The 21153-nt window shown below is 72.2% G+C and carries 18 protein-coding genes; 5 read left to right on the top strand and 13 right to left on the bottom strand.

What is annotated here, in order from left to right:
• Positions 1-32 precede the first annotated feature (32 nt).
• The 4 genes from HGB54_RS06350 to dut all read right to left on the bottom strand — a co-directional run bounded on the left by HGB54_RS06350 (position 33) and on the right by dut (position 4913).
• A complete protein-coding gene (locus HGB54_RS06350) occupies positions 33-2846 on the bottom strand; it encodes an aconitate hydratase (RefSeq protein WP_168915692.1) in 2814 nt (937 codons plus the stop codon).
• Between the two features lie 179 nt (positions 2847-3025).
• Entirely contained in the window at positions 3026-3790 is a 765-nt protein-coding gene (locus HGB54_RS06345; protein WP_168915691.1) for a DUF3159 domain-containing protein, read from the bottom strand.
• On the bottom strand, positions 3787-4449 hold the full coding sequence (locus tag HGB54_RS06340; protein WP_168915690.1) for a DUF3710 domain-containing protein: 663 nt from the start codon (positions 4447-4449) through the stop codon (positions 3787-3789). Before HGB54_RS06340 ends, HGB54_RS06345 begins: the two co-directional genes overlap by 4 nt.
• Positions 4446-4913 (bottom strand): dUTP diphosphatase, encoded by a 468-nt coding sequence (gene dut / locus HGB54_RS06335; RefSeq protein ID WP_168915689.1) that lies wholly within the window; start codon positions 4911-4913, stop codon positions 4446-4448. Before dut ends, HGB54_RS06340 begins: the two co-directional genes overlap by 4 nt.
• Before the next feature lie 33 nt (positions 4914-4946).
• Between dut and HGB54_RS06330 the strand changes: the two genes are divergently transcribed.
• Entirely contained in the window at positions 4947-5399 is a 453-nt protein-coding gene (locus HGB54_RS06330; protein WP_168915688.1) for a DUF3093 domain-containing protein, read from the top strand.
• 109 nt (positions 5400-5508) lie between these two features.
• Here HGB54_RS06330 and HGB54_RS06325 read toward each other — a convergent pair whose 3' ends face one another.
• Positions 5509-5799, bottom strand: coding sequence for a DUF4193 domain-containing protein (locus HGB54_RS06325; RefSeq protein WP_168915687.1), 291 nt, complete (start codon positions 5797-5799; stop codon positions 5509-5511).
• Positions 5800-6040: 241 nt separating this feature from the next.
• Between HGB54_RS06325 and sepH the strand changes: the two genes are divergently transcribed.
• On the top strand, positions 6041-7129 hold the full coding sequence (gene sepH / locus HGB54_RS06320) for a septation protein SepH (protein ID WP_168915686.1): 1089 nt from the start codon (positions 6041-6043) through the stop codon (positions 7127-7129).
• A gap of 31 nt (positions 7130-7160) precedes the next feature.
• Here sepH and HGB54_RS06315 read toward each other — a convergent pair whose 3' ends face one another.
• The gene (locus tag HGB54_RS06315) at positions 7161-8018 is read right to left on the bottom strand and encodes an alkaline phosphatase family protein (protein ID WP_228546006.1); all 858 of its coding nucleotides are present in this window, start codon (positions 8016-8018) and stop codon (positions 7161-7163) included.
• Between the two features lie 284 nt (positions 8019-8302).
• On the opposite strand from HGB54_RS06315, the gene HGB54_RS06310 reads away from it, so the two are divergent.
• A complete protein-coding gene (locus HGB54_RS06310; protein WP_168915685.1) occupies positions 8303-10768 on the top strand; it encodes a DNA gyrase/topoisomerase IV subunit A in 2466 nt (821 codons plus the stop codon).
• 53 nt (positions 10769-10821) lie between these two features.
• Here HGB54_RS06310 and HGB54_RS06305 read toward each other — a convergent pair whose 3' ends face one another.
• The gene (locus HGB54_RS06305; RefSeq protein ID WP_168915684.1) at positions 10822-12903 is read right to left on the bottom strand and encodes a DNA gyrase/topoisomerase IV subunit B; all 2082 of its coding nucleotides are present in this window, start codon (positions 12901-12903) and stop codon (positions 10822-10824) included.
• A 249-nt stretch (positions 12904-13152) separates the two neighbouring features.
• Here HGB54_RS06305 and HGB54_RS06300 point away from each other — a divergent pair, with 249 nt between their 5' ends.
• Positions 13153-13368, top strand: a complete 216-nt coding sequence (locus HGB54_RS06300; protein WP_168915683.1) for a DUF7455 domain-containing protein — start codon at positions 13153-13155, stop codon at positions 13366-13368.
• A 64-nt stretch (positions 13369-13432) separates the two neighbouring features.
• Here HGB54_RS06300 and HGB54_RS06295 read toward each other — a convergent pair whose 3' ends face one another.
• From HGB54_RS06295 to HGB54_RS06285, 3 genes are read right to left on the bottom strand one after another with little or no spacing between them, the layout of a single operon-like run.
• The gene (locus HGB54_RS06295) at positions 13433-14527 is read right to left on the bottom strand and encodes an alanine racemase (RefSeq protein ID WP_168915682.1); all 1095 of its coding nucleotides are present in this window, start codon (positions 14525-14527) and stop codon (positions 13433-13435) included.
• On the bottom strand, positions 14524-15222 hold the full coding sequence (locus HGB54_RS06290; RefSeq protein WP_168915681.1) for an alanine racemase C-terminal domain-containing protein: 699 nt from the start codon (positions 15220-15222) through the stop codon (positions 14524-14526). The genes HGB54_RS06295 and HGB54_RS06290 overlap by 4 nt, the downstream gene beginning before the upstream one ends.
• Positions 15219-16247 (bottom strand): sugar-transfer associated ATP-grasp domain-containing protein, encoded by a 1029-nt coding sequence (locus HGB54_RS06285; protein ID WP_168915680.1) that lies wholly within the window; start codon positions 16245-16247, stop codon positions 15219-15221. The genes HGB54_RS06290 and HGB54_RS06285 overlap by 4 nt, the downstream gene beginning before the upstream one ends.
• A gap of 130 nt (positions 16248-16377) precedes the next feature.
• Here HGB54_RS06285 and HGB54_RS06280 point away from each other — a divergent pair, with 130 nt between their 5' ends.
• The gene (locus HGB54_RS06280) at positions 16378-17415 is read left to right on the top strand and encodes a sugar-transfer associated ATP-grasp domain-containing protein (protein WP_168915679.1); all 1038 of its coding nucleotides are present in this window, start codon (positions 16378-16380) and stop codon (positions 17413-17415) included.
• Between the two features lie 16 nt (positions 17416-17431).
• On the opposite strand, the gene murJ is transcribed toward HGB54_RS06280, so the two are convergent.
• Genes murJ through HGB54_RS06265 form a run of 3 tightly spaced genes read right to left on the bottom strand, consistent with a single transcriptional unit; the run spans position 17432 to position 21135 of the window.
• The gene (murJ, locus tag HGB54_RS06275; RefSeq protein ID WP_168915678.1) at positions 17432-19024 is read right to left on the bottom strand and encodes a murein biosynthesis integral membrane protein MurJ; all 1593 of its coding nucleotides are present in this window, start codon (positions 19022-19024) and stop codon (positions 17432-17434) included.
• Positions 19021-19734 carry a coenzyme F420-0:L-glutamate ligase gene (locus tag HGB54_RS06270; RefSeq protein ID WP_168915677.1) on the bottom strand — a complete coding sequence of 238 codons (714 nt, stop codon included), beginning with the start codon at positions 19732-19734 and terminating at the stop codon, positions 19021-19023. The genes murJ and HGB54_RS06270 overlap by 4 nt, the downstream gene beginning before the upstream one ends.
• A gap of 36 nt (positions 19735-19770) precedes the next feature.
• Positions 19771-21135, bottom strand: a complete 1365-nt coding sequence (locus HGB54_RS06265; RefSeq protein WP_168915676.1) for an RNA polymerase sigma factor — start codon at positions 21133-21135, stop codon at positions 19771-19773.
• Positions 21136-21153 lie beyond the last annotated feature (18 nt).

The raw sequence follows: 21153 nt of genomic DNA, 5'->3' as shown, positions 1-21153 counted from the left end.
CTCGATCGGGCCCTCCGCAGGGTGCGGGATGCTCAGACGAGGCTGCGCAGCACGTACTGCAGGATGCCGCCGTTGCGGTAGTAGTCCGCCTCGCCGGGGGTGTCGATGCGCACGACCGCGTCGAACTCGATCGGCTCGCGACCCGCGGCCGAGTGCGCGGTCGGCGTCGCGGTGACGCGGACGGTCTTCGGCGTGGTGCCCTCGTTGAGCTGCTCGATGCCGGCGATCGAGATGCTCTCGGTGCCGTCGAGGCCGAGCGAGCCGGCCGACTCCCCCGCGGGGAACTGCAGCGGCACGACGCCCATGCCGATCAGGTTCGACCGGTGGATGCGCTCGAAGCTCTCGGCGATCACGGCGCTGACGCCGAGGAGGCTCGTGCCCTTCGCCGCCCAGTCGCGGCTCGAGCCCGATCCGTACTCCTTGCCGGCCAGGATGACGAGCGGGATGCCCGCGGCCTGGTAGCGCTGGCTGGCGTCGTAGATGAACGCCTGGGGGGCATCCGCCTCGGTGAAGTCGCGGGTGTAGCCGCCCTCGACGCCGTCGAGCAGCTGGTTGCGCAGTCGGATGTTCGCGAAGGTTCCGCGGATCATGACCTCGTGGTTGCCGCGGCGCGAGCCGTAGGAGTTGAAGTCCTTGCGGTCCACGCCGTGCTCCATGAGGTAGGCGCCGGCGGGCGAGTCGGCCTTGATCGAGCCGGCGGGGCTGATGTGGTCGGTCGTGACCGAGTCGCCGAGCTTCGCCAGCACGCGCGCGTCGACGATGTCGGTGACGGGCGAGGTCTCGAGCGTCATGCCGTCGAAGTACGGGGGCTTGCGCACGTAGGTCGACTCGGAGTCCCACTCGAAGGTCGCGCCGGCGGGCGTCGGCAGCGAGCGCCAGCGCTCGTCGCCCTCGAACACCGAGGCGTACTGCGTGTCGAACATCGCGGTGTCGATCGACGAGTCGATCGTCGACTGCACCTCGGCCGCATCGGGCCAGATGTCCTTGAGGAAGACCTCGACGCCCTCGGAGTCGGTGCCGAGGGCATCCTTCTCGAAGTCGAAGTTCATCGAGCCGGCGAGCGCGTAGGCGATGACGAGCGGCGGGCTCGCGAGGTAGTTCATCTTCACGTCGGGGTTGATGCGGCCCTCGAAGTTGCGGTTGCCCGAGAGCACCGCGGTGACGGCGAGATCGTTCTCGGCGATCGCGGCCGAGATCTCCTCGGCGAGCGGACCCGAGTTGCCGATGCACGTCGTGCAGCCGTAGCCGACGGTGAAGAAGCCCAGGGCCTCGAGATCGTCGGTCAGGCCGGCCTTCTCGTAGTAGTCGGTGACGACCTTCGACCCAGGAGCGAGGGTCGTCTTGACCCAGGGCTTGGCCTTCAGGCCGCGCTGCACCGCGTTACGGGCCAGCAGGCCCGCGGCGAGCATGACCGAGGGGTTCGAGGTGTTCGTGCACGACGTGATCGCGGCGATGGTGACGGCGCCGTGGTCGAGCGTGAAGTCGGTGCCGTCGACGGTCACGTCGATGGGCGCCGAGGCGGTGACGGGCGAGTGCGAGCGGTGCCGGTGCGAGAGCTCGTGGGCCGAGTCCTCGTCCTGCGGGGTGAGCCCGATCGGGTCGGAGGCCGGGAAGGTGCCCTCGACGGCGGCGTCGACCTTGGAGTGGTCGTGGCTGGTGTAGTCGACGAGCGCGGTCTCGAAGGCCGACTTGGCCTCGGTGAGCTCGATGCGGTCCTGCGGGCGGCGCGGGCCGGCGATCGAGGGGACGACCGTGGCGAGGTCGAGCTCGAGGTACTCGCTGAAGACGGGCTCGGTGCTCGGGTCGTGCCAGAGCGACTGCAGCTTGGCGTAGGCCTCGACGAGCGCCACCTGGCTCTCGCTGCGGCCGGTGAGGCGCAGGTAGTCGAGGGTGACGTCGTCGATCGGGAACATCGCGGCGGTCGAGCCGAACTCGGGGCTCATGTTGCCGATGGTCGCGCGGTTGGCGAGCGGCACCGAGGCGACGCCCTCGCCGTAGAACTCGACGAACTTGCCGACGACCCCGTGCTTGCGCAGCATGTCGGTGATGGTGAGCACGACGTCGGTCGCGGTCACGCCGGTCGGGATGGCGCCGGAGAGCTTGAAGCCGACGACCTTCGGGATGAGCATCGACACGGGCTGGCCGAGCATCGCGGCCTCGGCCTCGATGCCGCCCACGCCCCACCCGAGCACGCCGAGGCCGTTGACCATCGTGGTGTGCGAGTCGGTGCCGACGCAGGTGTCGGGGTAGGCGCGCAGCACGCCGTCGACCGTGCGCGTGTAGGTGACCTTGGCGAGGTGCTCGATGTTCACCTGGTGCACGATGCCGGTGCCCGGGGGGACGACCTTGAAGTCGTCGAAGGCGGTCTGGCCCCAGCGCAGGAACTGGTAGCGCTCGCCGTTGCGCTCGTACTCGATCTCGACGTTGCGCTCGAGGGCGTTGGCCGAGCCGAAGAGGTCGGCGATGACCGAGTGGTCGATGACGAGCTCGGCGGGGGCCAGCGGGTTGATCTTGTGGGGGTCGCCGCCGAGGGCCGCGACCGCCTCGCGCATCGTCGCGAGGTCGACGATGCAGGGCACGCCGGTGAAGTCCTGCATGACCACGCGCGCGGGGGTGAACTGGATCTCGGTGTCGGGCTCGGCCGAGGGCTGCCACGAGCCGAGGGCGCGGATCTGCTCGGCGGTGACGTTCTTGCCGTCCTCCGTGCGCAGCAGGTTCTCGAGGAGGACCTTGAGACTGAAGGGGAGCTTGTCGTAGCCCGCCACCTTGTCGATGCGGAACACCTGGTACTCGGTGCCTCCGACATCCAGGGTGTCCGTCGAATCGAAGCTGTTCACTGCTGACACGTCGCCGTCTCCTTGAGATCTGCCGGGCATCCGCGCACCGGCCACCGGTCAGCCTAGCCGCCGGGGCGCGCTCGCCCCAGGGGGGCAAGACGGTGCGACATCGCGAGCGGTGAGCCCGGAAATTTATCTTGATGTCGAGATACTTCATGGTAGCACCGGCAGCCGGTGCGCGTCCGCTCTCAGGCCGCGCGGCGCGCGTAGACCGAGCGCACCATGAGCCAGGTGACCCAGAGCACCGCCGCGTAGAGCGGCACGCCCATGAGCAGTCGGGTCGCGGCGAGCGCGCCCGCCTGCTCGCCGAAATACAGCGGCACCTGCACCCCGAGCCGGAGCGAGAACATCCCCACCCACAACCAGGTGGTCACCGTCAGCACCGAGCGCTTCGCCGGATCCTGACGCCACCCGGCGTCGCCGGTCAGAAGCGCGGTGATCACACCGATGAGCGGCCGGCGCACCGCCAGGCTGACGAGCAGCGCCGTCAGCCACACCGCGTTGATGATCAGCCCGAGGAGGAAGTTCTCCTCGGCGCGGCCGGTCGCCAGGGCGAGCCCCGCCGAGATCGCGATGCCGATCAGTCCCACCACCGCGGGAAGGATGGGAGTGCGGGTGACGGCTCGCACGAGCACGAACACCACGGCCATGCCGAGGGGCACCAGCACCGAGGGGGCGACCTCCCCCGTGATGGTGAAGACCACGAGGAAGAGGAACCCGGGCAGCAGCGACTCAACGAGCCCGCGCACGCCGCCCACGGCGGCCCAGAGGTCGGCCGCGGTGGGCCGCTCGCCGGGCGCGACGCGCGCGAACGCGGACTTGCGCGCGGCCTCGGAGAGGGCATCCGTCACCGAGGGAGCGGGGTCGGCGGCACCGTCGGCCGTCCGCGGGTCGCTCGCGGGGCGCGGGGCCTCGTCGCGCGGGCCCTCCTCGGGGCGCGGCTCCGGGCTCATGCGGGGGGTGCGGGAGGAGCGGCGGCGGCCGAGCCCGCGGCACCGGGCGTCGCGGCGGACTGCGTCGCCCCGGCGGGCACCGTGAGCGGGATGAGGTCGCGCGGCGGCATCGGCGTCTGGCCGCGGACGACCACGATGCTGCGGAAGACATCGTCGATCTGCTCGGCGGCCGCCGCGTCGACGGCGCCCTGACCGGCGACGACGCCGCGCAGGAACCACCGGGGCCCGTCGACGCCGATGAAGCGGGCGATGCGCATCGCGCCCGCATCGCCGCCGGCGACGGGGATGCGGGCGATGATCTCGGGGCCGAAAGCGCCCGCGCGCTCGGAGGTCTCGCCGCCCTGCTTCTTGATCTGCTCGGTGATCTGCGCCCGCACCTCGTGCCAGAGCCCGCTCGTGCGGGGGGCGGCGAAGGGCTGCACCTGCAGCGTCGAGCCGGCGTAGTCGATGCCGACGGCGATGACCCGCTTCGAGCCCTCCTCCACCTCGAGCCGCAGCTGCAGGTCGGGCCGGGGCACGATCTTCACCCCGCCGAGATCGACGTAGGGGCGCACCGCGTTGGCCTCGCTCTCGTCGAGCGGTCCGGCGGACTCGCGGTCCTCCGGCGCCGACTTGGCGTCGTCGGGCAGCGGACCGTCGGTCAGGCTCGTGTCGGTCACTCGGGTGCTCCTTCGATCGAGGCGGGTGCTCCACGGTAGCCCGTCGACCCGAAGCCCCGCTCACCGCGGTGGCTGCCCGGCAGCGTCTCGACGGGCACGAACCGGGCGCGCAGCACCTCCTGCACGATCATCTGCGCGATGCGGTCGCCGACCCGCACCTCGAAGGCCTCGCGGGCGTCGGTGTTGAGCAGCGTCACACGGATCTCGCCGCGGTAGCCGGCGTCGACGGTGCCGGGGCTGTTGACGATCGTGATGCCGTGCCGCGCGGCGAGACCGCTGCGGGGCACGATGAGGGCGACGCAGCCGTCCGGCAGGGCGATGGCGGTGCCGGTGCCGATCGTCGCGCGCTCCCCCGGGGGGATGACCACGGCCTCCGCGGCCAGCAGATCGGCGCCCGCGTCGCCGGGGTGCGCGTACTGCGGAACCCGCTCGCCCTGGATGAGCACCTCGACGTCGTTCGGCACGCGTCGAGGCTAGTGCATGGTCGAATAGGGGGCATGACGAGCTATCGCGAGCGACTGTGGCCCTCCGCCTGGATGTACGGCGTCATCGCGCTCGTCATCCCCGCGACACTGCTCGTCTTCTCCCCCATCGACCTCATCGTCGGCGGGGTCGTCGCGATCGTGCTCGCCGCCGGCAGCACCGCGCTGCTGCTGACGTCGGCCCCCGAGATCGCGGTGGGCGACGGGATGCTCCGCGCGGGCCGCGCGAGCATCCCCGTCGCCCTCACCGGCGAGGCGGTCGTGGCCCGCGGCGACGACGCGCGGCACGAGAAGGGCCCGGGCGGGGATGCTCGCGCCTGGCTCATGCTGCGCGGCTGGGTCGAGCCGGTCGTGCGCATCGCGGTGCTCGACCCCGACGACCCCGCCCCCTACTGGCTGCTGTCGACCCGGCGGCCGGAGCAGCTCGTGGCCGCGCTGCGCGCCGAGCGCGCGGCCGCGGCGGCCTGAGGTTCGCGCCGCTCGACCCGCGGGGACCCGCCGCCGGCGACGGCGCCGCACAACGTGAACGGCCGCCGCCCCGGGTGAGGGGCGACGGCCGTGAGGTCGTGATGGTGCGTCAGGCGGCGCACTCCCGGCAGACGGCGCCGAGCTTCTCCTCGTGGTCGAGCTGCGAGCGGTGCTTCACGAGGAAGCAGCTCACGCAGGTGAACTCGTCGGCCTGCGGCGGCAGCACGACGACGTCGAGGTCGAGGTCGGCGAGGTCGGCGCCGCCGAGCTCGAACCCGGGGTTGTCGGCGTCCTCGGCGTCGACGACGCCCGACATCTTGTCGGGCACGCGCTCCTGCAAGGCCTGGATCGAGTCGGTGTCCTCGTCGGTCTTGCGGGGTGCGTCGTAATCGGTAGCCATGGTGTCCGTTCTGGGGGTGTCTCAGGAGGGTGGATCGAGGGGAGGACGCTGCAGGAAGACGTCGAGGGCCGCGGTCGGCGGGCACAGTTTGCAGGAAGGCCCTGCGAAACGCAAACCCTCTCAGAACCCTCATCTCGGGCCTGCTCGAGCGCCAACTCGCGGCACGCCCGCGCTATTCCCGGGATGCGGCCCCCCGCCGTGGGATGCTGTGCCCGACCACCGCGAACGAGAGGGTCTCGTCATGGACGAACTCACCGCCATCGGAGCCGAGAACGGCGCCCTGATCGTCGTCTCCGCTGACGGAGCGCGCTACCGCGTTCCCATCACCGAGGCGCTCCACACCGCTCTGCGGCAGAACCGGCCGGCCGCCGCGGCGGCCCACCGGGTGTCGCCGCGGGAGGTGCAGACGCTCATCCGCTCGGGCCTCTCGGCCGCCGAGGTCGTCGAGCGCACGGGTGAGCCCCTCGAGTACGTGCAGCGCTTCGAGGGCCCGGTGCTCGCCGAGCGCGAGTACGTCGTCACCGCCGCGCGCAGCGTCCCCGTCGCCGTGGCCGCCGACACCGAGACCGGCGTCGCCGCCCACACCTTCGGCGGGGTCATCGACTCGCGGCTCGACGACGTCTCGGCGACGGAGGTGCGCTGGGCGAGCCGCAAGCTCGAGCAGCACTGGCTCGTGACCGTCTCCTTCCTCGAGGGCGAGACGGAGCGCGAGGCGCGGTGGACCTTCGAGCCGAAGAAGTCGGCGCTCGTCCCCGCGAACCACGAGGCCCAGTCCCTCTCGCAGCAGAGCGAGACCCCGGCGACCCTCATCCCCCGCCTGCGCGCCGTGCCCGCGGCCGACGCCGACGACCGCAGCCGCTTCGACAGCGGCGCCTTCCTGCTCTCCGACGACCTCGGCGACGCGCCGGTGGCGATCAGCTCGCCGTCCTCCCCCGCCTCCTCGCCCGCCGCGCCGATCTCGATCGCTCCCGCCCGCACCGGCGTGCGGACGGCCCCGGAGCAGGAGCAGACCGCGGACGTCTCCAACACCGCCGACCTGCTCGAGGCGCTGCGCCGCCGCCGCGGGGAGCGGGAGCCGGCCCCCCAGGACGACCGGGAGACCTCGCGGGCGGCGCACCCGTCGACGGGGAGCATCCGCATCATCGACATCCCGCTGGACATGGGCGAGGACGCGGCCGCCGAGCCGGAGGACGACGCTCCCGCACCCCGATCCATCGCGCCCATCGACGGCGCCGATGCGGGCCGCACCGCGAACCGTCGCGGCCGCGCCGCGATGCCCAGCTGGGACGAGATCGTGTTCGGCGCCCGGCCGGACGAGGACCCGGCCTGAGCCCCGCCCCTGCGCCTCGGCGCGGTGGGGGTCAGGCGGCGTAGGCGCCCCAGCGCGCGAGCGGGATGCGCGTCTCCTCCGGCGACAGCGATCCGTGCTGCCCGACCATCGCCAGCGAGCGCGGCGTCGCCGTCCGCTCGTCGTAGTACGCGACCGCGGCGCGCGCCGCGACGAGCACGTCGCCGATGCGCGGCAGCACCTCCGGGCGCACGGCGCCGAACCAGCCCGCGTCGATCGCCTCCTGTCGCGTGACCACCCAGGCGCGCGCGCCCTCCGCCGCCCGCCACCGCTCGAGCACCGCCGCGGGATCGGCGTCGTCCTCGAGGGCGAGCTGCAGGCAGCGCGGCTCCCCCGCCACGTGGCGCACGCCCTCCCACACCGGATCGTCGGCCGCGATCACGAGCCGGCGGTGCTCGGGCACGTCGAGCATGCCGTGGTCGGCGGTCAGCAGGAGCCCGGCGTCGGCGGGCAGGAGCCGCTCGACGGGCGCGAGCGCGGCATCCAGCTCCTCCAAGCGGTGCAGCCACTGCTCGGAGGCGGCGCCGTGGGCGTGCCCGGCCGAGTCGAGCTCGGGGATGTAGACGTAGACCAGGCGGCGGCCCGGGGCAGCGAGCTCGGCGAGGGCCGCGTCGATGCGATCGGCGATGCTCGCGGCCCCGACATAGCGCGCCCCGCGCAGCACGGCCTCGGTGAAGCCCGTGGAGCGGTACCGCTCCGGCGCGACGACGACCGGCTCGACGCCGTCGTCGGCTGCGGTCTCGAAGACGGTGGGGTTCGGCTGCCAGTCGCGCGGCGCCATGCGCTCGCCCCAGTCGGAGAGGAGCGTGACGACGCGGTCGTGCGCGGCATCCACCGCGCTGTAGCCCGTCAGCCCGTGCTCGCCCGGCAGCAGGCCGGTGGTGAGGCTCGCGAGCGCCGACGAGGTGGTGGAGGGAAGCCCGAGTGGATGCTCCCGCCCTTCTTGGGCACCGCGGCGAGCATCCGCCGCGCATGCCCCGCGCGAGCGCCGAGCGGCGCCGAGCCCAGGCCGTCGACGAGCACCACGGCGGCGCTGCGCGCGGGAGGCAGGGAGAGCAGCGACTGCCCGCCCGTGAGGGAGGCCGACGCGCCCGCGAGCACGTGCCGCAGTGACGGGGTCTGCGCCCCCCTCGCCGGTAGCATGGGGGCCATCCTATGACTCCCCCTCCTGCGCCCCGATCGTCCCCTGCCAGCACCGACGAGCCCCTCGGCGAACGCATCGACGACGTCGATCTGAACGACGAGATGCAGGGCTCGTTCCTCGAGTACGCGTACTCGGTCATCTACTCCCGCGCTCTGCCCGATGCGCGCGACGGCCTCAAGCCCGTGCAGCGACGCATCCTCTACATGATGAGCGAGATGGGGCTGCGGCCCGACCGCGGGCACGTCAAGTCGGCGCGCGTAGTCGGCGAGGTCATGGGCAAGCTGCACCCGCACGGCGACACCGCCATCTACGACGCGCTCGTGCGCCTCGCGCAGGACTTCACCCTGCGCGTGCCGCTCGTCGACGGGCACGGCAACTTCGGCTCGCTCGACGACGGCCCGGCCGCCGCCCGCTACACCGAGGCCCGCATGGCCCCGCCCGCGATGGCGATGGTCGACGACCTCGGCGAGGACGTCGTCGACTTCGTGCCCAACTACGACAACCAGCTGCTGCAGCCCGAGGTGCTGCCCGCAGCCTTCCCCGCCCTGCTCGTCAACGGCGCGAGCGGCATCGCCGTCGGCATGGCGACGAACATGGCCCCGCACAACCTCATCGAGGTCGTCGGGGCCGCGCGGCACCTGCTGGACAACCCCGGGGCCTCACTCGACGAGCTGATGGCCTACGTGCCCGGCCCCGACCTGCCGACCGGCGGCACGATCATCGGCCTCGACGGCATCAAGGACGCTTACGCGACCGGCCGCGGCTCGTTCAAGACGCGGGCCAAGGTGTCGATCGAGCCCATCACCGCGCGCAAGACCGGCATCGTCGTCACCGAGCTGCCGTACCTCGTCGGCCCCGAGAAGGTGATCGAGAAGATCAAGGACGGCGTGCAGTCGAAGAAGCTCGCCGGCATCAGCGACGTCACCGACCTGACCGACCGCACCCACGGGCTGCGCCTCGTGATCGGCATCAAGACGGGCTTCAGCCCGGACGCCGTGCTCGAGCAGCTCTACCGGTACACGCCCCTCGAGGACGGCTTCTCGATCAACGCCGTGGCCCTGGTCGACGGCCGGCCGCAGACCCTCGGCCTGCGGGAGCTGCTGCAGGTCTACGTCGACCACCGCATCCGCGTCGTCACGCGCCGCAGCCGCTACCGCCTCGACCGCCGGCGCGAGCGCCTGCACCTCGTCGAAGGGCTGCTCGTCGCGATCCTCGACATCGACGAGGTCATCCAGGTCATCCGCGCCTCCGACGACGCCGACCAGGCGCGGCAGAGGCTCATGAGCGTGTTCGACCTGTCGACCCTGCAGAGCGACTACATCCTCGAGCTGCGGCTGCGCCGCCTGACCCGCTTCAGCCGCATCGAGCTCGAGGCCGAACGCGATCAGCTGCGCGCCGAGATCGCCGAGCTCGAGACGCTGCTCGGCGATCCGCAGCGGGTGCGGGCGGTCGTGGGCGACGAGCTCGAGGCCACCGCCGAGCGCTTCGGGACCCCTCGCCGCACGCTGCTCACCGAGGCCAGCGCATCCATCGCGGCGCCGCGATCGCGCGGGGCGGCGCCCCTGCTCGAGATCGCCGACTCGCCCTGCCGGGTGCTCCTGTCGACGACGGGCCGCGCGGTGCGCGTCGACCTCGGCGAGGATGCCCCGCTCACCCCGCCCGCCCGGCGCAGCAAGCACGACGCCATCCTCAGCGCCGTCGACACGACCGCCCGCGGCGACCTCGTCGCGATCACCTCGCGCGGCCGCTTCGTGCGCTTCACGCCCGTCGGCCTGCCGGGCGTGCCCGCCAACTCCATGCAGCTGGCGGCCGGCACGCGTCTGCGCGACTACATCGGGCTCACGGACGCGACGGAGTCGATCGTCGCGATCGTCGACCCCGCGCATCCCGCCCCCCTCGCGATCGGCACGCGCGACGGCGTCGTCAAGCGGGTGACCCCGGGCGCCTACCCGCCGAAGCCGGAGGGCGAGGTCATCGCCCTGAAGGCCGGCGACGAGGTCGTCGGCGCCGCCCCCGCGCCCGACGACCGCGAGCTCGTCTTCGTCACCTCGGATGCGCAGCTGCTGCACTTCGGTGCCGAGCAGGTGCGCCCCCAGGGGATGCCCGCCGGCGGCATGGCCGGCGTCAAGCTCGGCGCCGGTGCGCGCGTCGTGCACTTCTCGGTCGTCGACCCAACGGCGGCGACCGTCGTCACGGTGTCCGGATCGAGCCAGACCATCGCGGGCACCGATCCCGGCCGCGCCAAGGTCAGCGACTTCTCCGAGTTCCCCGGCAAGGGCCGCGCGACCGGCGGCGTACGCTGCCACGCGTTCCTCAAGGGCGAGGACGCGCTGCAGCTCGCCTGGGTCGGAGCGGTCCCTCTCGCGGTCGGGCCCGACGGCGCCGCGCGAACGCTGCCCGAGGGCGGCGCCCGCCGCGACGGCTCGGGCACGCCGCTCGACGCCGTGATCGGGTCGATCGGCTCGCCGATCGCCTGAGGGCGGTGAGGCGGGATGCTCCGCTCACCGCGAGCGGAGCATCCATTCGGCGCTCAGACGTCGATGCGATCCCGGTCGAGGCCCTGCCCGGCGATGATGAAGTCCTTGCGGGGCGCGACCTCGTTGCCCATGAGCAGCTCGAAGACCTTCGACGACATCTCGGCGTCGCTGACGCGGACGCGGCGCAGGGTGCGGTGGCGGCGGCTCATCGTCGTGTCGGCGAGCTGGTCGGCGTCCATCTCGCCGAGGCCCTTGTAGCGCTGGATCGGGTCCTGGTACCGCTTGCCCGACTTCTTCAGGGCGGCGAGCACGCCCTGCAGCTCCTTCTCGCTGTAGGTGTAGATCGTCTCGTTCGGCTTCGAGCCGGGGTTCATGACGACGACCCGGTGCAGCGGCGGCACGGCGGCGAAGACGCGGCCCTCGTCGATCATGGGGCGCATGTAGCGGAAGAAGAGGGTGAGCAGCAGCGTGCGGATGTGGGCGCCGTCGACGTCGGCGTCGGCCATGATGATGACCTTGCCGTAGCGGGCCTGCGCGAGGTCGAAGGTGCGGCCCGAGCCGGCGCCGATGACCTGGATGATCGAGGCGCACTCGGCGTTCGAGAGCATGTCGCTCACCGAGGCCTTCTGCACGTTGAGGATCTTGCCGCGGATGGGCAGCAGCGCCTGGTACTCGCTGTCGCGCCCGAGCTTCGCGGTGCCGAGCGCGCTGTCGCCCTCGACGATGAACAGCTCGCTGTTCTCCACGTCGTTCGAGCGGCAGTCGACGAGCTTGGCCGGCAGGGACGAGCTCTCGAGGGCGTTCTTGCGCCGCTGGGTCTCCTTGTGGGCGCGGGCCGAGATGCGGCTCTTCATCTCGGAGACGACCTTGTCGAGCACGAGCGAGGTCTGCGCCTTGTCGTCGCGCTTCGGCGAGGCGAAGCGCTCCTTCAGCGCGCTCGTCAGCACCGCGGCGACGATGGAGCGCGCTCCGGGCGTGCCGAGGATCTCCTTCGTCTGACCCTCGAACTGCGGCTCGGGGATGCGCACGGTGAGCACCGCGGTGAGGCCCGCGAGCACGTCGTCCTTCTCCAGCTTGTCCGAGCCCGCCTTCAGACGGCGCGCGTTCTTCTCCACCTCGGCGCGCAGGAGCTTCAGCAGCCCCTGCTCGAAGCCGGCCTGGTGGGTGCCGCCCTTCGGCGTGGCGATGATGTTGACGTAGCTCTTCAGCACGGTCTCGTACCCGGTGCCCCAGCGGAGGGCGATGTCGACGACGCACTCGCGCTCGAGCTCGGTCGGCACCATGTGCCCGTTGGCCTGCAGCACGGGCACCGTCTCGGTGAAGGTGCCCGTGCCGGTGATGCGCCAGGTGTCGGTGAGGGGGGCGTCGGCGGCGAGGTACTCGGCGTACTCGCTGATGCCGCCCGCGTACTCGAAGGTCTCGGTGCTCGGCGCATCCCCCCGTTCGTCGGCGATGGAGATGCGCAGGCCCGGCACCAGGAAGGCGGTCTGCCGGGCGCGCCCGACGAGGTCCTCGGTCTGGAAGGCGGCCCCGCGGGTGAAGATCTGCGGGTCGGCCCAGTACCGGATGCGCGTGCCGGTGGTCGCCTTCGCCACCTTCCCGACGTCGCGCAGCACGCTGTTCGAGACGAAGGGCGTGAAGGGCGCGTCGGGGCGCGGGCCCTCAGGACCGTCGTCGAAGATGCCGGGCTCGCCGCGGTGGAACGACATCGCCCAGGTGCGGCCGGCGCGGTCGACCTCGACGTCGAGTCGCTCGGAGAGGGCGTTGACGACCGAGGCGCCGACGCCGTGCAGTCCGCCGGAGGCCGCGTAGGAGCCGGAGCCGAACTTGCCGCCGGCGTGCAGCTTCGTGAAGACGACCTCGACGCCCGAGAGCCCCGTCTTGGGCTCGATGTCGACGGGGATGCCGCGGGCGCGGTCGCGCACCTCGACACTCTGGTCGGCGTGCAGGATGACCTCGATCGATGAGCCGTGCCCGCCGAGCGCCTCATCGACCGAGTTGTCGATGATCTCCCACAGGCAGTGCATGAGCCCGCGCGAGTCGGTCGATCCGATGTACATGCCGGGGCGCTTGCGCACCGCCTCGAGCCCCTCGAGCACCGAGAGGTGGTGGGCGTTGTAATCGGATTGGGCCACGGGAACCGCCTTGGTGCGTCGGTGATGATTCGGGTCGATGCGGGATGCTGCGGCCCTCGCCGGGGCCTCCGACAGCCTATTCGCGCGCGACCCCGGCGCCCCGCCCCCACGCGGGCCGCGCCTACGCTGTGGCCGGGCCTTCCGCGGTCAGCGAAAACGCCCGTCGATTGGCACCGAACCTCAGGGCCGGTGTGTTCGAATACAGGTCAGCAGGTTTTGCTGACGATCCAGGAAGCGAGGGAAACCCCCATGACGCAACTCACCAGCGAGAGCCCCGAGATCGTCACCGCCCAGCCCCTCACGGTGGCCGACCGCTGCGACAGCTGCGGCGCCCAGGCCTACGTGCGCGTGACCCTCGCCACCGGCGAGCTGCTGTTCTGCGCGCACCACGGCACGAAGTTCCGCGAGAAGCTCTCCGGTCAGGCCCTCGCCTGGCACGACGAGTCGAGCCGTCTGCACGACTGAGCTCCGGCGTGCTGAGCGCCCACGATCCACCCCGAGAACCCGGCCCCGTGCCGGGTTCTCGGCATTAAGGTCGGTGCGACCGGTCGATGCCGACCGGCAGGTGCACGCGCGGGATGCGCGGCGAGACCCGCAGCAGGATCTCCTCCCCGATCGTCCCGATCGCCTCGGCCAGCGTCGTGGCCGAGCGCTCGCCCTGGCCGCCGGGGCCGAAGACGGTCACCGGATCGCCGACGGCCGCGCCCGGCCAGCGCGCCACCGCGAGGGTATCGGCGTCGACCCGCTGGAGCGCGCGCGGGCCCTCGGGCGTCCCCACCTCGACCCGCCCCGCGAGCGTCGACGGCACGCCGTCGAGCGATCCGATCCCGACGAGCACCTCGTCCTCGCCGACGGCCGTGACCGCACCCCGCAGCGCCGCCACCGGGCGCAGGCCGAGCTCGGCCGCCCGCGGACCGTCGGCGGAGCGCACGCCGTAGCAGAAGGCCCCGATGCGCACCGCGTCGTAGCGGAACTCCGGGCGGGCGAAGGCCGCCGCGCTCGCCGCCAGGTGGCGCAGCTCGATGCGGCAGCCGGCGACGGCGAGCTGCTCGAGCGCCGCGTCGAAGAGCGCCCGCGCCGCGTCGTCCTCGGCGTCGCTCGCCTCGGCGATATGGCTCCAGGCGCCGACGATGACGATCGCCCCGGCCTCCTCGTGCACGCGCGCGCGGGCGACGGCGGGCGACCACTCCTCGGGGCGGAAGCCGTTGCGGTGCAGACCGGTGTCGACCTTGAGGTGCACGCGGGCGGTCGCGCCGCGGGCCGCCGCGATCGCGGCCACCTCCTCGAGCTGCGCGGCGTCGCCGAGACCGAGATCGATGGCGGCGTCGACGGCGGCGCCGAGCAACGGGGATGCTCCCGCCGGCCAGGCGATGATGCGGGGTCCCTCCCCCACCAGCCTCCGCACCGCGAGCGCGGTGCCGAGGTCGGAGACGCCGAAGCTCGTGACGCCGGCGTCGATCGCCGTGCGGACGACCGGCGCGAGCCCCTGCCCGTAGGCGTCGTCCTTCACGACGAGGATGAGTTCGGCGGGCGCGACGCGCGCACGCACCGCCTCGAGGTTGTCGCGCAGCGCGGTGTGGTCGACGACGAGCGCGGGGGCGCTGTAGGCGGCGGGGGCGCTCATGCGACGTCCTCCCGCGCGCAGCGCAGCGCGATCGCGGTGAGCAGCTCCGGCCCCGTCATGCCGGTGATGGCGGCCCACTCATCGAGCACGGGCTCGCCGCGCTCGGCCGCCCCGAGCAGCACGACCGGTGCGCCGACGGCGACGTCGAGGTCGCCGAGATCGACGACCAGGACGTCCATCGCCACGCGCCCGACGATCGGACGGCGACGCCCCTCGATCGCCACCGCGGCGGCGTTGCCGAGTGCGCGCACGATGCCGTGGCTGTAGCCGCCGGGCACGAGCGCGATGCGGGTGTCGTGCGCCGCCCGGTGGGTGAGGCCGTACGAGACGCCCTCCCCCGCGCGCAGCGCCTTGGTCGAGGCCACCGAGGAGACGAGCGTGCAGACCGGCGACCCGCCCGACCCGGACAGGCCGAGCAGCAGGTCGAGGTCGAGGTCGGCGGGCGGCTCGGCCGGCTCCAGCCCGAGGGCGCGCGCCGCGGCGACGTCGGCCTCGTCGAGCACCGCGCGGCGCAGCCCGGCCTCGGCGAGCACCCGGCCGATGCGCTCGAGGCCGCAGCCCCGGGCATCCCGTCGCAGATCGGCGACCGCCTCGGGGTCGCTCGCGGCGAGGACGGCCGCGTTCGACCGCAGCGCCGACCGGGAGAGGCGAAGGACGGGCGCCGTCAGCGGGCCGCCCGCACCGGGTGCGCTCACCGCGTCCCGGCGTCGCGGATGGCCCGCTCGTGCAGCGGCCGCGTGCCCCGCCGGATGCCGGTCGCGCTCACGCGCGTCTCGTAGAGGCCGGGGATCCAGTTGCCCTCGAGCAGCACCGGTCGGTCGGGGCCGATGGCGACGTCCCAGCCCACGTAGGGCACCTCGGGGATGCGCCGCGCCGCCTCGTCGAGCATGGCGAGCGCCTCGTCCCAGAGCGGCAGCTGGAAGTCGACGATCGACTCGCCGGAATCGGGGTGGGTCTCGTAGCGGCTCTTGTGCCGCCCGGTGTGGCCCGGGCCGACCGCGCGCCCGTGCTCGTCGAGCATCGTGAAGAAGCCGCCCCAGGTGAACTGGTCGCTCACCGCGCCGCGGCCGAACTTCTGCGCGACGACGACGGGCCGCACCGTCTCGCCGTCGAAGTAGGTGGTGATGCGCGTGGTGTTGACCGTGCCGGCGCAGTACTTCGCGAGATAGGGATGCTGGACGATGGGCTGCTCGATGAGCACCTGCCCCTTCTCGACCAGGTCCGCGTGGAACGCCGGCCAGTCGGAGACCTCGGCCGTGTCGTAGCGGAAGACGCCCTTGCCCTCCCGGCTGACCGGCACCTTCGCGATGATGACGGGGTGTCGCTCGGCGAAGGCGCGCAGCGCCTCGGCGTCGGCCGTGCCGAGCTCGATCCACTCCCGGTGCAGGAACTCGGCGAAGGCCGTGTTGAAGGCGATCTTGTTCTCGAAGGTCTTCGAGGCCTCGCGGTCGTTGAGCGCGGTCGCGAGGTGGTGCTGCAGCAGCGAGGTCATGAAGGTCGCGCGCTCGGCGCGGGTGAGCAGCGCGAAATCGGCCTCGTAGTAGTCGAGGTAGGCCGTGTCGCGGAACGCGGCGGAGTACAGCATGTCGACGAGCACCGGCACGGGGTGCTTGCCCTGCTCCTTCGAGATCTGGGTGGCGAAGCCCCAGACGCGGCCGAGCCGGAACGATCGGGCCCGGTTCGCGAGGTAGCGCGCCCGCGCCTTCAGAGAGATTGCCATGACGGTTCGTGCGCCCTTCCCACGGGTCGTCGGCCGCGGGACGATGCGCTCCCGATGCCGACGGCGAGCAGCCAGACTATCGCGGCGCGGGCGCCCGGAGCGGCCGCGGGCGAGCGTGTACCGTGATCGAATGCGCCAATCCGGTCTCCGTCTCCGCTACCTCGCCGAACGGGCCGTGCGCCTCAACCCCACCAACCTCATGGAGTGCGCGCGGCAGGCGAAGCGCATCTCGAAGGCCCCGCTGCCGGTCATCGTCGCCGACATGCTCTGGTGCTCAGTGCGCTACGAGATGGCGTTCCGCGACTACGCCGTGTGGGACATCCGCTCGCTGTCGGCCGCCGAGCGCGCGACGTGGATGACCCACCCGAAGGCGTTCCGCCTCAACACGACACTCAACGGCGCGGACTCGCGCGCGATCCTCGGCGACAAGCCGCGCTTCTACCGCGACTTCGCCGACATGATCCGCCGCGAATGGCTCGATGCGGCTGACGCCGGGCTGCCCGAGGTCGAGGCCTTCCTCGCCCGCCACCCCCGCGTACTGGCGAAGCCCCCGCACGGCGAGGGCGGCGCGGGCATCAGCATCTACGCGCTGGGCGAGGACATCGTCGACGTGGCCGCCTGGCGGCAGTCGATCATCGACCGTGGGCAGAGCCTCATCGAGGAGGTCATCCCCCAGCACGAGCGGATGGCCGCCCTCTACCCCGGCAGCGTCAACACCGTGCGCATGATCACCTACCGCAAGCCCGACGGCGAGCTCGTCGTCATCGCCGCCGTGCTGCGCATCGGCAACGGCGGCGTCATCGACAACTTCGCCGGCGGCGGCATGTTCACCATGCTCGACGAGCACGGGGTCGCGCTCTGGCCGGGCGTCGATAAGCAGTCGAACATCTACCGCGAGCACCCCGTCACCGGTGTCGCGATCCCCGGCTTCGCCGTGCCGGAGTACGACGCGGTGCTCACCATGATCGACGAGGCCTCCCGCCGGCTCCCGACCGTGCCCTACGTCGGATGGGACATCGCGATCACGCCGGACGGGCCCGCGCTCATCGAGGCGAACCACAACTCGAGCGTGTTCCAGATGAAGCCCTCAGCATCGGGCATCCGCACCGGCCTGCTCGACCGCTACCGCGACGCGGTCGGTCCCGGCGTGCTCGACCGCCGACGCTGAGACCCGCCGCCGCGTCTCAGCGGCCGAAGCGGCCGCGCAGCAGACCGATGCCCAGCCGCAGCTCCGGCGCGCGCAGCGCGGCCAGCACGGCGACGTAGACGACGACGGCGACGAGCCCGATCACGAGCGTGCCGAGCGCTCCGAACAGCTTGTCCGCGAGCATCCACCCCTCGGGGCCGCCGCTCATCAGGTACGCGCCCCAGCCGGCCGCGCCCGCCGGGATCGCGGCCACGGCGAAGCGCGCGAGCGCGCCGAGCGCGCGACCGAGACCGAAGGGGCCGATGCGGCGGCGCAGCAGCACGGCCGCGAGCGCCAGCTGCACGATGCCCGCGACGGTCTGCCCCGCGGCCACGGCGGCGGTCAGCGTGGCGTCGCTCGCGAGCGCCACCGCGACGAAGGTGAGGATGACGACGAGCGAGCCCTGCACGAGGGTGAACCAGAAGGGCGTGCGGGTGTCGCCGTAGGCGTAGAAGGTGCGCTGCACGACGAACAGCACCGCCATCGGCGTCAGCGCGAAAAGGAACGCGATGAGCACCGGGGCGGAGGCGAGGGCGTCGGCCGTGTTGTTCGTGAAGATGCGCGCCGCCGGGGCGGCGGCGGCGATCACGGCGGCGGCAGCGACGACGATGAAGAGGCCGAGCACGCGGATCGCGCTGTCGATGTCGGCGCGCAGCTCCTCGTGGCGCTCCGCCGCGACGTGCTCGCTGATGCGCGTGAAGTACGGCGTTCCGATCGACAGCACGATGAGCGAGTAGGGCAGCATGTAGACGAGCCAGGCGTTCTGCCAGACGAACACCGAGGCGTCATCGCCGGAGACGTCGGAGATCTGCTGCTGCTGCAGGATGCCGGCGGAGAGCCCCACGAGCATGGTCGCGAAGGTCCAGCCCGCGCGGCGGCTGAGCCCGCGCAGCCCCATGCCGCGCCAGTGGAAGTCGAACCGCAGCGGGATGCCCGTCCGCCGCCAGAACAGCAGCAGCAGCAGGGTCTGCGCGATGATGCCGAGGGTCGCGGTGCCCGCCAGCGCCGCGATGCCGACCGGGCTCCACTGGTCGAGGTCGGTGCGATCGGCGCCGAACACGGCGATGACGACGACGAAGCCGGCGATCGAGACGACGTTGTTGACGATGGGAGCCCAGGCGTACGGCGCGAAGATGCCCCGAGCGTTGAGCGTCTCGCCCATGAGCGCGAACATGCCGTAGAAGAACAGCTGCGGCATGCACCAGTAGGCGAACGCCGTCGCGAGCGCCTGCTGCTCGGCGGTGAACTTCGCCGCGAACAGCCAGACGAGCGCCGGTGCCAGCAGCGTCGCGATGATCGTGACGACCAGCAGCAGCACGACCCCCATCGTGAGCAGCTTCGGCAGCACCGAGCGCCCGCCGTCGGGCTGCGCGCTCACGGCGACGACGTGCGGCACGATCACGCCCGTGAGCAGGCCGGTCGAGATGACCATGAGCAGGGCGTTCGGCAGCTGGTTCGCGGTGGCGAAGGCGTCGCTCGCCTGACCGATCGCGCCGATCGCGGCCACCAGCACGATCGTGCGCAGCAGCCCGCTCGCCCGCGATGCGAGCGTGCCGACGGCGATGACGGCGCTGGAGCGCGCCAGGCTCATGCGGGGCGGACGATGCCGAGCGGCGTGCTCTCGTGCCCCTGACCGAGCGGGTTGTCCTTCAGGATGCGCACGAGCAGCCGCTCGCGCTCCGCCGAGACCGTCGACCCGAGGATGTTGCCGCCGAGGTCGTTGATGTCGACGACGGCGACGTCGACCGCCACCGGCAGCGCCCGCTTCAGCTGCGCCGCCACCCGCTTCGGGTTCTCGGGCACGAGCACGACCTGGTGGTTGTACGGCGGGATCGTGTGGGCCGTGGGCCCGTCGATCCCTCGAGCCTTGGGCCCGGCCACGCGGTAGAAGTCGCCCGTACGGCCGAAGACCTTCGTGACGGCCGAGACGCCGGCCGCGAGCAGGATGCGCGGCGTGCCGCACTCGCGCAGCGCCATCTCCATCGTCTCCGGGATGCCCAGGCCGATGCCGAACGAGGTCTTCGTCACGTACTTCGACAGGAAGGTCGCGAGCTTGCGCGGCTCGATGTCCTCCATTGGGAACGAGCGCCCCTGCGAGATCGCGACGATCTTCTCGGTCACGAACAGCAGGTCGCCCGGCTGCAGGTGGCCCGCCGTGTAGCGCGTCACGACCTCGACGATGTCGTCGTCGGCGGTCACGACGTGGGTGCGCAGCGGGATGCGCGAGTAGCGGGCGCCGTCGATCTCGACCGCGAGGGTCTTGCCCTCGTTGGGCGTCGCGGCGTCGGGGGTGGCGGTCATGCGGTGCTCTCCTGTCGCTGGGTGCGGTGCGGCGGTCTACTCGAGGTAGTCGCGCAGCGCCTGCGACCGCGAGGGGTGCCGCAGCTTCGCCATCGTCTTCGACTCGATCTGGCGGATCCGCTCGCGCGTCACCCCGAAGGTATCGCCGATCTGGTCGAGCGTCTTCGGCATGCCGTCGCCGAGGCCGAAACGCATGCGGATGACGCCCGCCTCGCGCTCGGAGAGCGAATCGAGCAGGCTCTCGAGCTGCTTCTGCAGCATCGTGAACCCGACGGCGTCCGCCGGCACGACGGCCTCGGTGTCCTCGATCAGGTCGCCGAACTCGCTGTCGCCGTCCTCGCCGAGGGGCGTGTGCAGCGAGATCGGCTCGCGACCGTACTTCTGCACCTCGATGACCTTCTCGGGGGTCATGTCGAGCTCGCGGCTGAGCTCCTCGGGCGTGGGCTCGCGCCCGAGATCCTGCAGCATCTGCCGCTGGACGCGGGCCAGCTTGTTGATGACCTCGACCATGTGCACCGGGATGCGGATGGTGCGGGCCTGGTCGGCCATGGCGCGCGTGATCGCCTGGCGGATCCACCAGGTCGCGTACGTCGAGAACTTGAAGCCCTTGGTGTAGTCGAACTTCTCGACGGCGCGGATGAGGCCGAGGTTGCCCTCCTGGATGAGGTCGAGGAACTGCATGCCGCGCCCGGTGTAGCGCTTGGCGAGGGAGACGACGAGTCGCAGGTTCGCGCCGAGCAGGTGGTTCTTGGCGCGCTGGCCGTCCTTCACGACCCAGGAGAGCTCGCGGCCGAGCTGCGTGCGCTTCTCCTTGTCGGTCATCGAGCCGAGCTTCTCCTCGGCGAAGAGCCCCGCCTCGATCCGCATGGCGAGCTCGACCTCCTCCGCGGCGTTGAGGAGGGGCACCTTGCCGATCTGCTTCAGGTAGTCCTTGACCGGGTCGGCGGTCGCTCCGGTGATGGTCTGCGAGTAGACCGGCACCTCGTCGTCGTCGGAGTTGTTGAGCACGATGGCGCCGGTCGGGAGCGGGCCCGCCGCGGCGGCGTCCTTCTCGTCGTCGTCGTCATCGGCGTCGTCGGCGCTGTCATCGCTCGCGGCCGCGGGAGCTTCGCTCCCCGCCGCCTCGACCACGACGGGCTCGGCATCGTCCTCATCGGACTCGCCCTCGTCCGCCCCGGCCGCGCTCGCGGCCTTCTTCGCGGCCGTCTTCTTCACGGGCGCCTTCTTGGCGGGCGCAGCCGCGGTCGTCTCGGCCGCTGCCGGTGCCTTGGCGGCGGCCGGCTTCTTCGCCGGGGCCTTCTTGGCGGGAGCCGCCTTCGCGGCGGTCGTCGTGGTGCCGGCGCCGGTGGGCGCCTCGGTCTCGGTCGACGCGGGGGCGTCGGTGGTGGTTCGGGTGGCCATGGAACCCTCTTTCGCGAT

Source organism: Microcella flavibacter (assembly GCF_012530535.1).
Lineage (GTDB): Bacteria > Actinomycetota > Actinomycetes > Actinomycetales > Microbacteriaceae > Microcella > Microcella flavibacter.
This window is presented reverse-complemented; position numbering and strand designations above follow the sequence as displayed.

Excerpts from the sequence above, each read along its gene's own strand:
- HGB54_RS06345 (WP_168915691.1), bottom strand. The coding sequence starts at position 3,790 with ATGAGCCCGGAGCCGCGCCCCGAGGAGGGCCCGCGCGACGAGGCCCCG.
- HGB54_RS06330 (WP_168915688.1), top strand. The coding sequence starts at position 4,947 with ATGACGAGCTATCGCGAGCGACTGTGGCCCTCCGCCTGGATGTACGGC.
- HGB54_RS06325 (WP_168915687.1), bottom strand. The coding sequence starts at position 5,799 with ATGGCTACCGATTACGACGCACCCCGCAAGACCGACGAGGACACCGAC.
- sepH (WP_168915686.1), top strand. The coding sequence starts at position 6,041 with ATGGACGAACTCACCGCCATCGGAGCCGAGAACGGCGCCCTGATCGTC.
- HGB54_RS06310 (WP_168915685.1), top strand. The coding sequence starts at position 8,303 with ATGACTCCCCCTCCTGCGCCCCGATCGTCCCCTGCCAGCACCGACGAG.
- HGB54_RS06300 (WP_168915683.1), top strand. The coding sequence starts at position 13,153 with ATGACGCAACTCACCAGCGAGAGCCCCGAGATCGTCACCGCCCAGCCC.
- HGB54_RS06295 (WP_168915682.1), bottom strand. The coding sequence starts at position 14,527 with ATGAGCGCCCCCGCCGCCTACAGCGCCCCCGCGCTCGTCGTCGACCAC.
- HGB54_RS06285 (WP_168915680.1), bottom strand. The coding sequence starts at position 16,247 with ATGGCAATCTCTCTGAAGGCGCGGGCGCGCTACCTCGCGAACCGGGCC.
- HGB54_RS06280 (WP_168915679.1), top strand. The coding sequence starts at position 16,378 with ATGCGCCAATCCGGTCTCCGTCTCCGCTACCTCGCCGAACGGGCCGTG.
- murJ (WP_168915678.1), bottom strand. The coding sequence starts at position 19,024 with ATGAGCCTGGCGCGCTCCAGCGCCGTCATCGCCGTCGGCACGCTCGCA.
- HGB54_RS06270 (WP_168915677.1), bottom strand. The coding sequence starts at position 19,734 with ATGACCGCCACCCCCGACGCCGCGACGCCCAACGAGGGCAAGACCCTC.
- HGB54_RS06265 (WP_168915676.1), bottom strand. The coding sequence starts at position 21,135 with ATGGCCACCCGAACCACCACCGACGCCCCCGCGTCGACCGAGACCGAG.